This window comes from Mycobacterium sp. (assembly GCF_052143115.1).
Classification (GTDB): domain Bacteria; phylum Actinomycetota; class Actinomycetes; order Mycobacteriales; family Mycobacteriaceae; genus Mycobacterium.
In genome coordinates, this window is sequence record NZ_JBKQTQ010000163.1 from 79560 (window position 1) to 92229 (window position 12670).

Annotated in this window: 8 protein-coding genes; 3 read left to right on the forward strand and 5 right to left on the reverse strand. The window is 64.4% G+C overall.

Going from position 1 to position 12670, the window contains the following annotated elements:
- Window positions 1-126: 126 nt before the first annotated feature.
- Window positions 127-546, reverse strand: a complete 420-nt coding sequence (locus ACLQI9_RS16795) for a hypothetical protein (protein WP_442378861.1) — start codon at window positions 544-546, stop codon at window positions 127-129.
- 935 nt (window positions 547-1481) lie between these two features.
- Between ACLQI9_RS16795 and ACLQI9_RS16800 the strand changes: the two genes are divergently transcribed.
- Window positions 1482-2885 carry a WS/DGAT/MGAT family O-acyltransferase gene (locus ACLQI9_RS16800; protein ID WP_442391941.1) on the forward strand — a complete coding sequence of 468 codons (1404 nt, stop codon included), beginning with the start codon at window positions 1482-1484 and terminating at the stop codon, window positions 2883-2885.
- A 601-nt stretch (window positions 2886-3486) separates the two neighbouring features.
- Window positions 3487-4791: a cytochrome P450 gene (locus ACLQI9_RS16805; RefSeq protein WP_442376189.1), complete on the forward strand. Its 1305-nt coding sequence runs from the start codon at window positions 3487-3489 to the stop codon at window positions 4789-4791.
- Window positions 4792-5561: 770 nt separating this feature from the next.
- Here ACLQI9_RS16805 and ACLQI9_RS16810 read toward each other — a convergent pair.
- Genes ACLQI9_RS16810 through ACLQI9_RS16825 form a run of 4 tightly spaced genes read right to left on the reverse strand, consistent with a single transcriptional unit; the run spans window position 5562 to window position 12133 of the window.
- Window positions 5562-6728: a Wadjet anti-phage system protein JetD domain-containing protein gene (locus tag ACLQI9_RS16810; RefSeq protein WP_442376191.1), complete on the reverse strand. Its 1167-nt coding sequence runs from the start codon at window positions 6726-6728 to the stop codon at window positions 5562-5564.
- Window positions 6725-10123: an ATP-binding protein gene (locus ACLQI9_RS16815; RefSeq protein ID WP_442376193.1), complete on the reverse strand. Its 3399-nt coding sequence runs from the start codon at window positions 10121-10123 to the stop codon at window positions 6725-6727. Before ACLQI9_RS16815 ends, ACLQI9_RS16810 begins: the two co-directional genes overlap by 4 nt.
- Window positions 10116-10694 (reverse strand): DUF4194 domain-containing protein, encoded by a 579-nt coding sequence (locus tag ACLQI9_RS16820; protein ID WP_442376195.1) that lies wholly within the window; start codon window positions 10692-10694, stop codon window positions 10116-10118. The genes ACLQI9_RS16815 and ACLQI9_RS16820 overlap by 8 nt, the downstream gene beginning before the upstream one ends.
- Window positions 10691-12133, reverse strand: coding sequence for a DUF3375 domain-containing protein (locus tag ACLQI9_RS16825; RefSeq protein WP_442376197.1), 1443 nt, complete (start codon window positions 12131-12133; stop codon window positions 10691-10693). The genes ACLQI9_RS16820 and ACLQI9_RS16825 overlap by 4 nt, the downstream gene beginning before the upstream one ends.
- A gap of 212 nt (window positions 12134-12345) precedes the next feature.
- On the opposite strand from ACLQI9_RS16825, the gene ACLQI9_RS16830 reads away from it, so the two are divergent.
- Entirely contained in the window at window positions 12346-12597 is a 252-nt protein-coding gene (locus ACLQI9_RS16830; RefSeq protein WP_442376199.1) for a helix-turn-helix domain-containing protein, read from the forward strand.
- Window positions 12598-12670 lie beyond the last annotated feature (73 nt).

Below are 12670 nucleotides of genomic sequence, written 5' to 3' on the forward strand. Positions count from 1 at the left end.
CAATCGCGGCGGCAGCCGGTGCGACCAGTGGATCCTGATCGCTCACCATCACCCGCGTCGCCCTATATGACCACTTATCCTCCGTGACCACACCACAGAACGTGTCGATGTATTGATGCGGGCCTACTAACCGCGTACAGCCGAGACCAACGCTTCGAGTTCGCGTGCGATATCGGGGCCTGAGGGCTCATACATGACCTCGGTGCCAGCGGCTTGGGTCATTGCGGCCACCGCCTTTCCGACTGTGTCGGCGGACCCGGTCAGCGTGACCGACGGAAGCGAGATGTGGCCCCCGGCACGCCAGGCCGCCAGGTCGGCGTCGTTGATTTCCACCATGTGGCCCTGGTGAATGTGCAGGTGGCGCTCACGTTGGGGGAACTTGTCGATCACATCGAGCCACGCGGTCCCACCGGGCATCTGGCGGACCGCGTCGGCACCCGGGCTGGTATAGACCAGGTGATACGTTGCCGCCGCCCACGGGGCTCCGACCGCCAGGCGGACCCGTTCGCCGGCTGGGTCTTCCTGTTCGTCGACGATGGTGCCCAAGGGGCAGAGCATCCGCTTGCGCAGAGGTGAGCATCAACCTGATGGCCGCGCGCTCCCAGTCGACGACCTCTCCGGCTAATAGTGCTTGGTAGGCACGGATATAGGCCTCCATGTACGACCATCGGATCGGCGGCTGGCCCATAGCTGCGCGGCTGGAGAACCCGGTGCCGAAAGCGGCCATAATGCGTCCGGGCGCGAGTCGACGCAGTGACACGGTCTGTGCGGCGTTGACCAACGTGCAAATCCCACTGTTAGTCGCCGCGACCGGGCCCAAAGGCGCTGGCGTCGCGCAGCAGGTCGGCGCCGATGGACTGATCTCATGTTTGAGGTCGTGCCCGCGCAGCGCGACTTCAAGCGTGCCGTGGTAGCCACAGTGGTCCGGCCACCTCCATCGGATACCACCGTTGAGCACAATTGTCGAGGCACCCATGGCACTAGCGGAGGGTAGGCCGACCATGAACCGGGCCCGCAGGGAAGAACGGCGTCGAAAGTGTGCATTTCCCGACAGGGGAAGTAGTCCAACGACGACCCCATTGCGTTCTACGTCGCCCTACGCGACCGCTTCCATGATCCCGCCGAGCCCGCCGCACACCACCGTGGCGACTCGCTGGTGTGGCCAACGGGCCGAGGTTCCGTGCGCTGTTCGGTGACGACCACAGACCTCCGGCGATGCCCGCGGAAAACCGTTCATCGTCCACGGCTCGGTAAATGTTTAGCTTCCCTGCTGTCGGGGTATGGGGACCCAACCGGGCGTGCCCCCGACCCGGCGATCGATTATGTCGTGATCAGCGACGAGGCGGCCATGTCACCGCCGCGGTCATCAAGATTTAATGTGGAAAGCCCTTGTTAGGGACTGGATCTGCACGATTTCGGGCCTAAGCTCTCTGTGGGGTCGGGGAATTATGGAAATTAATTACTAGGTCGGGCGGGCGGCTATGGAACGACTCAGCGGACTTGATGCATTTTTCCTCTATTTGGAGACGCCGACGCAGCCACTGAACGTGTGCTGCATTTTGGAGTTGGATACCTCGACGATGCCGGGCGGCTATACGTATGGCCGGTTTCGCACCGCGTTGGCGAAGCACGTGAAAGCGCTGCCGGAGTTTCGGATGAAGCTCGCCGATACCCAGCTGAACCCGGATCATCCGGTGTGGGTGGACGACGAGGACTTCCAGCTGCGGCGCCACCTGCACCGGGTCGGTGTGCCGGCACCCGGAGGGCGCCGCGAACTGGCCGAGATCTGTGGGTATATCGCGGGGCTGCCACTGGACCGCGACCAGCCGCTGTGGGAAATGTGGGTAATTGAGGGCGGCCCCCGCGATGACGCACTGGCGGTGATGCTCAAGGTCCACCACGCCGTGGTCGACGGGGTTGCCGGCGCGAACCTGCTGGCCCAGCTATGCGGCCTGGAGCCAGATGCGCCGCCACCGCAGCCTGTTCGTGGCGCGGGTAGCGGTAGTTCGCTGCAGATCGCCGCGAGCGGACTGAAGGGGTTCGCGTTCCGGCCGTTGCGGTTGGCCACTGTGGTGCCGGTCACGATGCTGACTTTGATGCAGACGCTGTTACGCGCGCGCGAGGGCCGAACCATGGCCGCACCGTTTTCCGCCCCACGGACCCGGTTCAACGCCCCCTTCAGCCGGCGTCGCAATATCGCTTACACCCAGCTCGATATGCGGGACGTCAAGAGGGTCAAGAACCGGTTCGGCGTGACCATTAATGACGTGGTGGTGTCTTTGTGCTCCGGGGTGTTACGGCGGTTCCTGCTCGAGCGCGGCGAGTTGCCAGACACCCCACTGGTGGCCACTGTGCCGGTGTCGGTGCACGACAAGTCCGACCGTCCCGGACGCAACCAGACCACATGGATGTTCTGCCGGGTGGAGAGCCAAATCAGCGACCCCGCCGAACGTATCCGCACCATCGCCGCGGGAAACACCGCCGCAAAAGACCACACCGCGGCCATCGGACCCACCTTGCTGCACGACTGGTCGCAGTTCGGCGGCCCGTCGTTGTTCGGCGCAGTTATGCGGATCCTGCCGCGCATTCCGATAAGCCATAGCCCCGCCTACAACCTGATCCTGTCGAACGTGCCCGGCCCGCAGACGCAGTTGTACTTCTTGGGCTGCCAAGTCGACACGATGTATCCCCTCGGCCCGATCCTCGGCGGCGCGGGACTCAACATCACCGTCATGTCGCTCAACGGGGAACTGGGTATCGGCATCATCTCCTGCCCCGATCTGCTGCCGGACCTGTGGGACATCGCCGACGGGTTCTCCGACGCGCTCAAAGAGCTGCTGGAATGTAGCGATGAGCAGCCGGAAGGTGACGATCCGGATGCGTGAGCCGACGTGCAATTCCCATCTGTATTTGTGGTCTTCGAGGCAGGGCGGGCGGGGCTCGAACCCGCGACCAACGGATTAGCAAACCTTAGGTCCTGATAGTTCCAGTTGTTGCTCGTTTCTCATTGTGCGACAACCGGATTGACTATCTCGAAGCTTCCATAAGAACCGGGCAATTCCGGTCGGTTCCCGGTCATTGGCGGTGAATAAGCGGTGACTTCCAGCGAGTGCGTCGAAGTGCCGTTTGTACTGGTCAGCTAAGGGGACTCAAACCCCTGACCCCCACACTGCCAGTGTGAAACCGGGTGTGCTGGTCGGTGTCCCGGTGTCTAGTGTGTGCCCAAACGTCTACGTCACAGGGCCACTACTGTGCTCATCTGTCTAGTGCGTGTTTGCGCGTAATCGAGAGTCTTAGGACACCGCTAGGACACGCGAACAGAGGTTCACAACCATCGCTCCGATTACCGCATCGTCGCTGGTTGGATTCCTGCCGGGGCGCAGGCCAGCGTTGGCCGCCGACAGCCTCGGGAAAACGCGCCACAGCGAGTTCTCTAGACCACCCACGTGACGGGTGTCACACTCAGGGTCGGACCGGGAGGTCACCATGACAAAGATTGACTCGGGTATCACGCAGCGCGAAAGCGGCACAGCGCCACCGGAGGTGCCGTTGAGCGATATCGACCTGGGCTCACTCGAGTTCTGGAGTTGGGACGACGACCGCCGCGACGGGGCGTTCGTCACGCTGCGCCGCGAAGCGCCGATAGCGTTCTTCGAGGCTCCCAACGTACCCGGATTCGAATCGGGCCCCGGGCATTGGGCACTGACGTCGTTCGACCATGTGCACCATGCGAGCCGGCACCCGGACGTGTTCAGTTCGATCCCGACCACCGTGTCGTTGAGCGAGATCGACCCGGCGATCGCGGAGTTCAGCGGATCGATGATCAACCTCGACGACCCGCGCCACCTGCGGCTGCGATCGATCGTCAACCGCGCGTTCACCCCCAAGATGGTGGCCCGCATCGAGGAAAGCGTACGTACCCGGGCGCAGCAACTGGTGAGCGACATGGTGGCCAACCACCCCGACGGGGAGGCGGACTTCGTCGAGTCCCTCTCGGGTCCCCTTCCGCTGCAGATCATCTGCGACATGATGGGCATCCCCGAAGCGGACGAGCCCAAGGTCTTCCACTGGACATCGGTCATCTTGGGAGCCGGTGACGAGGAGGTGACCACCGGCCACGACGAGATCATTCAGGCGGTACTCGACCTCGCCGCGTACGGCGCCCAGTTGGCCGAGTCCCGCCGGGCCGAACCCGCCGACGATCTGACCTCGAACCTGGTGCGGGCAGAGGTCGACGGTGAGCGGCTGTCGTCTGCGGAGATCGCCTCGTTCTTCATGCTGTTGTCCGGTGCAGGCAACGAGACCACCCGCAACGCCATCAGTCACGGCATGGTGGCGTTGAGCCGTTACCCCGATGCGCGGGACAAATGGTGGGCGGATTTCGACGGCGTCGCCGCTACCGCGGTCGAGGAGATCGTGCGCTGGGCCACTCCGGTGATCTTCATGCGACGCAATCTCAACGAGGACGTCGAACTCGGCGGTGTGACGATGAAGGCCGGCGACAAGGTTTCGATGTGGTACAACTCGGCCAACCGCGACGAAACCAAGTTCGGCAACCCGTGGTTGTTCGACGTCACCCGAAATCCCAACCCGCACTTTGGATACGGCGGAGGTGGAGCCCACTTCTGCCTGGGCGCCAACCTGGCCCGGCGGGAGATCCGGGTGCTGTTCGAGGAGTTGCACAACCGCATCCCCGATATCGTCGCCGTCGAGGAACCGGCCATCCTGCGCTCGGCGTTCATCCACGGCATCAAGCGACTGCCTGTCGGTTGGACGCCCGCGGGTCACTGAGTGGGGGCGGGCGCTCGCACGTCTGGTTCTAGATTGAGCTGCGATGGCCTTTCACATTCATCGTGCGATGCGCACGGACCTGCTCGCCGGCCACCAAACGGCGGGCAATCGTCGGGCTCAAATCAGTCATGATTCACGCACGCAAGATGCGATGGTTGACCTACGACCCCTCGGCAGACCTTGAGTCACGAAAACGCCCACATTGCAGCGCGCCGCATGCGTATCTACGACCCCCCGACCGATCTACCTACTGTGGCCGATGATCTGAGCCTCCCGGCGCCGGACAGCCGACTCGACGCCGACTCCAGGAACCCGTCAGTGCTCCCAATCAGTTCCCACTGGATCCGTTAGCGACGCTAATGTTCCCAAAAGTGTTCCCATCGGGCATGAAAACGGCCCCCGAAGTCTCCTCCGAGGGCCGTTTCGCCTAGTAGCGGGGACAGGATTCGAACCTGCGACCTCTGGGTTATGAGCTAGCCGGTCGCGGTCTTTCCCGGTACGCGCGGTCTCATAGCTGCAGGCCAGCGACGTTCAGCCGTCCGACCTGTCTCGCCCCGTCCCGCTTGTTCGCATCGGTTCCGCCGTGTTCCGTGGCCAAGTCCGTGGCCCACCCGCCGCTTGCAGCCGCTGCGCCCACTGCAAGCGGCGACCGAATTCAGTAAAGGCGTACCGCCCTCGGAGATCAGGGGCCACGGTCGACGGCGCCAGTTCTTGCCGGACCGTCTCGCAGCGCCGACTCCAATCACTTCCGACCACAATTCGATGAGCAATCAAGTCCGACCGCCGTGGGATGCGGGTAGCCGTTGCTCGACCCAATGCCAGTCGATTCGCTCCTGTTCGAGGCGCACTCGTTCACCCAGCCCGCCTCCGACCAGTTCTGAATAAAGGTCGTACTCGTCAGGCGTCAGTCGCGTCAGGACCGACTTCGCAGGGCGGTCCTCGGTCACCCAACGGTCGCGGTGGGCCAGCAGCGTGTCACGGTCCATCAGCACCGAGCGCGCTCGCGGGAGCCGCGCCCGCAGGCGGTCGAGAATGGCGAATCCGTGAGTGTCGATGTCTCCCCAGTAGAGGACGTCGGCCTCCGCCAGCCATCGCAGCCGACCTATGCTGTCGACTTCGAAGCCCTTCCCCCAGAACACAATCCCGCCTTCGGGGACATCGACACTCAGATAGCTGATCTCGTTCTCGACGATTACCGCAACGCGCGGTTCGACAGTGAGCTGTGCCAACTCCTCGGAACGCACCGCCAGCTCAGTCAGTGTCGGCCCCGGGAAGCCGAGTGAGGGCGAGGGCCGGAGCCGCACCAATCCGGGCCTGCACCTGAGACCGAGATCGGCCAGGAACCCGGAGGCCGTCGATGAAACGCGAAGCATCGCGGCCAGGACCGTCCGGTGCCTCTCGGCGAACTTGGTGTCAACGCCGGGTGCATCGATCTCGCGAAGGTACCGCTGCGACTGACGGTGACTGTCGAGCCAAACATAGGCAGCGATCAGCTGCGGCATCTCGGGCCCCAGCTCGAGCGCGTGATGCGGATGGCCGACGACCCACTCGCGAACCCGCGGATGCTGATCTGCCAGAGCCAGGAGATCGTCGAATCGGCGAACCATAGTCGTCACGCCCAACGAAGCCCAGGCTTGCGCGATCGAGGACACCACCGCGCGGACGGGCAGCCGGTTGCGGCCGATCTGTCGGCCGCCGATTGACTGCCATTGCAGGGCATATCGGCTGTCGTCGCGTCGGCCGGCGTCGAGCGCCGCCACCCAGTCGCGCGCCGCGGCAATGTCATCACCGACCTGCGAGGGTTTGGGGCCACGCAGCGGCACCTCGATCGGCTGAAAGGGATCTCCATTGGCGTAGGCGCGCAACAGCGATCCGTCGTCCCACCGGCGTCTGACCCTGGCGGCAATGTCATCCGGTGTGGTCCACCCGGCGCTCACGACCGCCGTCCGTCACGTCGCGTCCGGTACTCCTCGATCGTCATCGTCTGGAGGCGAGAGGACGTTCCGGTCGGATTGTCGACGAATCCGATCGCCTTCACGTAGGGCTCGATGACGTGAACCTTCTGCAGAGGCGTGACGATGAGAAGTTGCAGCCCAAGCGTCGCGAAAAGGTCCAGCGCGTAGCGCGTCGAGACATCCGAGCCGCGCCCAAATGCCTCGTCGATGACCGCGAACCGGAAGTCTCGCGACTTCTCAGCACCCCACTCGAGCCCGAACTGGTAAGCAAGTGACGCCGCGAGGATCGTGTAGGCGAGCTTCTCCTTCTGCCCGCCGGACTTGCCGTCGGAATCGCTGTAATGCTCCCATTCATCACCGGTCTCCACGTCGCGCTCCGACGCGGAGAAGACGAACCAGTTGCGCACGTCAGTGACGCGCCGGGTCCAGTTCTTGTCGGATTCGGCGTAGCCGTCGCGACCGCGGAACCGCTCGATGATCCGCTTGACGTCGAGGAAGCGCTGCTCCGAGTACTGGTCGCCGTCGAGCGCAAGGCTGTCGTTGGTCAGGTTGCGCAGGTCCGAACGGAACTGTGCGACATCCTGATTCGTGGTGGGCTCCTTCTCCAGCCGGATGTAGCGACCCGGGTTGTAGGGCACCGCACCGAGCGCCTCGTTGATCCGATCTACCCGCTCGTCGATTGCCGACGCCTGCCGATTGAGCCAGTTGTTGAACCCCGCCAGCTCCTGGATGGCGTTCTTGTTGAGCTGCTCCTTGAACTCGGCCTCGAAACGAGGAAGGTCGTCGGTCGCGACGCGATCGCGGAACGCCAAAAAGTCTTGGCGGGCCTCAACATTGGCGTCCATGTCCGCGCAAAGCTCGGGCCACCGACGCAAGACCTCGCTCATGTACTGGCCCAGGTTCAGCGCATAGCCGTTGAGTTGGCCGGTGAGGCGCTCGATGCGCCGATGGAGATCGGCCGACAGCGCTACCTCCGTATCGGCGCAATCCGCCGCCCGCAGCGGGCGGTTCTTTCCAAGGCGTTCGTCGAGGGCCGCGTACGACGCGCGGGCGACCGCCAGCTCGTGCTCTGGCCGCGCCGCGACGAACTCGTCGTCGCGCTTCTTGTCCTGCTTTGCTTTTTCCGCCGCCGCTGCCGTGGTCGCGAGCCTGCCGGTGAGCTTTTCGATCAACTCCCCCACGGCGTTGGCTTGCGCTTCGTTCTCGTCAAGCGCCCGCGCGATCTCCTCTAGGCGCGACGAGCCGGCCAGCAGGCGGTCGCGTTCGGCGTCGTGGTCGTTCGCACGCGATTCGGCCTCGCCGATGTCGAGATCAGCCCAAGAGCGGTACTCCTCAACCCGGGCAAGGGCTTGCAGCTTTGCGTGCACCGCATCCCGCTGCGCATCGAGCCTGGTCAACTCGGCGGCAGCCTTCGCCTGCTTTTCCTCCAGCTCGGTGAGTTCGTCGCGAAGCGCGGCGATCTTTCGCTCGTTGGCCCAGCCGAGGACCCAGCGACGGGGATCGTCGACGCGGTGTCGGTCGTCCTTCTCGTGGCGCTCGCCCGAGCGCACCTGGCCCTCACGGGTCACGGCCCGCCGCTGGCTGCGGAACTCGTCAAGGCTCGACGAGCATCGGTAGTCGGCCCGCTTCGTGAGCTCGTCGACCAGGTATTGATGAAAGGGCCCGTCCCTGACCTCGATGCAGTCGGCGAGCCAGAGCCCCTCATGCCCCGGGGATTGCAGCGGAACCCGTTGTCTGGCAACCCTTTCGTAGACGAGCTTGGCTCCGATCGCCTTGCCGCCTCGGCCATGGAACGTGAGCCTTCGGCCGTTCACCCATCCGGCGACGGAGTCGTAGTGCTGCTGCGGCACCAGGAGCGACAGAGCGAACCCTCGCAGGACCCGTTCCGCGGCGCCCCGCCACTCGGCGTGTTCATCGGTCACGTCGAGCAGTTCACCCACATACGGAAGGTCGTCCGGCGTCAGCCCGAGGGCCGCACATAGCTCCGCGCGCACCTCGACCTGCTCGACGGGGAGGTTGCTGGTGCGTTGCTCCAGGCTCGTGAGTTCCTCGGAGATGAGGCCGCACTGCCGCTGGAACTCCCTCTCACGCCCGATCGCGTCGGCCGTGGCCGCATCGAGGGCTCGCTTCTCCGCGGTAAGCCGCGACCGCTCGGTGGGGGCCAGAGCGGAAAGGGCCGCGAAGTCCTCGCTGCCGACGACCGGTTCCAGCCCGGCGTCGGCGACCGCGACGTCGAACCGTGTCCGGGCATGACGACGACTCTGGGCCTGGGCACGGGCCTCGCCGGCGAGTCGCTCCAGCTCGCCGATGCGATCGCCGCCGGCCTTGGCGCGCTCCTCGATGAGGGATTCGCGCTCGCGGCTTAGCTTCTGCTCCTTGGCCTTTGCGGCGTCCTGCTCCTTCCACAAGCCCAAGCCCTCGGCCTCCAGCTTGGCGATCTCGTCGGCAAGCAGGCCGGAGCGAAGCTCGGCGATGAACAGCCGGACGGCGGATCGCTCGCGGTCCAACGACTCACGCTCGGCGAGCCCGGCGTCATACTTTGCCGCGGTCTGCACAATGGGCTCGAGTACTTCGAGCTGCTCTCTCGCTCGCTTGACTGCGTCGTGCGCCTTGGTCAGGTCGTCGAAATGGGCGATGATGTCGCGAACCCGCTCGGTCGAGTCGCTCGGTTCGAGCATGTGGTCGCGCACGAACTCATTGAGGTTGCCGACCGACTTCATCGAGACGGTCTGGTGGAACAGCTCGAGCGCTTGCTCCGATCGGATTCCGAGCAGGCGACGCAACGAGGTTGCGTACTTGGGGAACTCGTCGAAGATCTCCGCCCCTGCAGCGCGCAGCCTCTTGCGGAGGTCACGCAGATCCGTGCCGAAGTCGGCGAAATCCGTTGCGATCGACAGCGCTTTGGTTGCGGTGACGAAGAAGCGGTAGGGCTGTCCCGTGCTCTCGCGCTGCTGAAAGACCTGGGCCAGGGTGACTGTCTCGTCGTAACCCTGGTTCGTGAAGACCCCGAGGACGACGGAGTAGGTCCTTTTGTTCTCCCGCAGGCCCTTAGCGCGGGACCGTCCAGTGGTTTCGTTTCGCTCGGACTTGTAGTGGCCTTCGACGTACGAGCGCAGGGTGCGTTCCTTGGCCTCGGCGCCCGCGGCCTTGTTGTAGGCGGCCTTGTGGGACGGCATCAGCAACGTGGTAAGCGCGTCAACGATCGTCGACTTGCCGGAGCCAATGTCCCCGGTAAGCAGTGCGGTATCGGAGCCGGCAGTGAGACGCCAGACTTGGGAGTCGAACGTGCCCCAGTTGAATACTTCGGTGTACTGGAGCCGGTAGCCGGCCCTTCGGGTGTCGCCGAGTCCGACCATCGAGAAGAGTCCGTCACTCATCGCCGGCCGCCGCTCCGGCGTACTCTCGCAGCTTCGTCGCGAAGTCCGACAGGGTCTGGGCGTCGACGTAAGCCTTGAGGATGCGGCGCACCTCCCAATGGTCGCTTTGACCGCGCAGCTGCCGCAGAAACCCGAGTTCGCGGGCCTTATTGATCGTCGTCTCCGCCTGGTCCACGACGCGCGCGTCGTTCGTGGACTCGGCCTGGAAGAGCCTCAGCATCTCGACGATCTGGTCGGTGGTGAGGACCAGTCGGCCGTCGCCACCGGCCGTCTCGAACTCGACGAGCCGCTTACGCAGCAACACCAGCAGCAGACTGACGTTGTATGTCAGTGCGCGCCTGCGCACCAGGCGCGGGAGCACCTCATCGCCATCGTCCTCGGGCCGGGACCGAAGATAACCGAAGCCCTCAATGTCATCGACGACCACGTCGATGCCGATGGTGGCGAAATGGTCTCGGACACCGGCGCCCAGGCGTTCCAGCGTCAGCCAGGTGTCCTCGTCCGACTCTCGGTAGACGACACCTTGCATCAGCCGGATGATCGCGCTGGCGACTGCGTGCTCGCTGCTCATCGCCGCCTCACCGTCACTTTCGGTAGCCTCGCCCGCTTGGTGATGTCCGGGTCGGCGGGGTCGGAGTACTCCAGGAAAGTCTCATCGGTGTCATCCATATCGACGGCAACGTCTTCGTCATTGAGCGCGAGGTAGCCGACGATCTCCGCCGCGCCCTGCTCGATGGGGTGCGTCGCGATGACGTCCGACAAGAGAGCCATGGAGCCCTCGGGCAGAACGCTTCGGATAATCTCGGCCAGGCGCGCCTGGTCGACGAACGTCTGACTGAAGAGGAGGTCGGCGTCGACCTCCTCGGTAGCCGCCGCAATTTGGCTCTCAACCGCTACCGCCGCGGGGGGTTGGTAGAGCGGGCGTTCGAATGGCAACGCGATCTCGATCCCCGGCTGATCGAGCTCCAGCCCGAAGGTCGGCGGGTTGTCGCGGAGCTCAAGCGCAACGCTCTCCACCGACCGGACCAGGTCGAGTACGCGCCGGTTCTCGAGCCAGACCTGGTCGTCGAGGAAGCGGCGCAGTTGTTCGGAAATCTGTCGGACCGTGCGCTGCGCTCGATCAGCAGCTTCGGACCAGTCGTGGTGAATGCCGCGAATGCGTTGGTCGGCCTCGATCGTGTCAAGGGCTGACACTTTCGCGAGCAGATCCGCGAGCTCGGCTTGCCGCGACTCAGAGAGAAGGAAGTCGTAGAACGACTGGAAGCTGCGCCCCTGGTCCGAGCCGGCGATCTCGGAGCGGCTTCCGACCAACTCGGCGAGCAATTCGCCCTTGGAGCCGTCCCATGCCGCAATCTTTTCTCGCGCGGCACGGTCGAGAAGCCGGAAGTTCTCTTCAACCTCGCGAAAGTCCGAGAGCAGTTCCCGCGCGGTTGCGGAGAGCTGTTGGTAGCGGTCGCGGACCCCCGTCGCGTCCAGGACGGTAACGACGCCGGCCTCGACGGCCGCGATCTCCGCGTCGAGTTCGTCGCGGCGGCGGCGTAGTTCGGCCAACCGGACGTCGGGTTCGACTTCGGTTCCGTGCACGATCTGCCGAAGCAACTCGACCACGGTGTGCAGTCTGGATTCGGTCCCCACGAAGGACCTGCCCTTGAGGGTCATGACCCACGCGTAAGCCTTCTCGAACGCCGGTGTGACCTCGTAGTGGACTTCGTCATCGCCGGGCGGGTAGAACCGGCGCAGATACGCGGCGTCGGTGGCCGCCCAGTCCTCCAAATATGATCGGGGTTCCTTCGGAAACCGCTCCTCCCCGCGTTCAGTGGGGATCTCGGCGTTCAGAGCGTGCAGGTGGTCGTCCAACGCGGCCGCGACCTCGCTTGCCGGGCACGCGCCTCGGTTGCCCTCGACGAAAAACAGCCCGAGAAAGGAGAGGACCAGCGTGGAGTTACCGGCACGCAGTAGCCGCCAAGCGGGATGCCGGTCCCGCAGCGCGTCGATCGCAGCGTATTCCACCAGGAAAGCGTAGAGAATCCCACGGACAGATTCGGGTCGCGCTCGCCGGGGAAAGGCCATCTCTCCGCCACCTGCCGACCTAGTTGCGGTGGCACTGGGCGTGACGTGGGATCGCACGACAGCACAATGCTGGAAAAGACCAACATTAGCCCTGCGTGGCCACAATGTGATGATTCCTTGACATTAGCAGCGACGCCACCTAATGTGAGGAAATGGCAACATCTGGCGGTCGCGAGATGACGGCGCGCTCAGCGTCCGCGCTGGGGCGGGCGCTACGCGCTGCGCGCCAGGCTCAGGGACTGACCCAGAGCGAACTTGCCGAGCGATCCCGAACCAACCGATTTTCCATCGCTCAACTCGAAACCGGCGAAGCCACCAAGGCCGTCGAGAAGCTGTTCGACACGCTCGCCGCGCTTGACCTCGAACTGGTGCTCCGCCCCCGCCAAGGCTGGAAAGCCCTATGAGCCTGGATATTTGGCTGCACGGAGTACTGACAGCGCGAGTCACCCCGAAATCAGGGGGACGCAAGGTCGTGAT

What these genes read in the sequence shown, in the direction of transcription:
- ACLQI9_RS16815 (WP_442376193.1), bottom strand. Translation starts at nt 10,123, where the DNA reads ATGAGTGACGGACTCTTCTCGATGGTCGGACTCGGCGACACCCGAAGG.
- ACLQI9_RS16830 (WP_442376199.1), top strand. Translation starts at nt 12,346, where the DNA reads ATGGCAACATCTGGCGGTCGCGAGATGACGGCGCGCTCAGCGTCCGCG.
- ACLQI9_RS16820 (WP_442376195.1), bottom strand. Translation starts at nt 10,694, where the DNA reads ATGAGCAGCGAGCACGCAGTCGCCAGCGCGATCATCCGGCTGATGCAA.
- ACLQI9_RS16805 (WP_442376189.1), top strand. Translation starts at nt 3,487, where the DNA reads ATGACAAAGATTGACTCGGGTATCACGCAGCGCGAAAGCGGCACAGCG.
- ACLQI9_RS16800 (WP_442391941.1), top strand. Translation starts at nt 1,482, where the DNA reads ATGGAACGACTCAGCGGACTTGATGCATTTTTCCTCTATTTGGAGACG.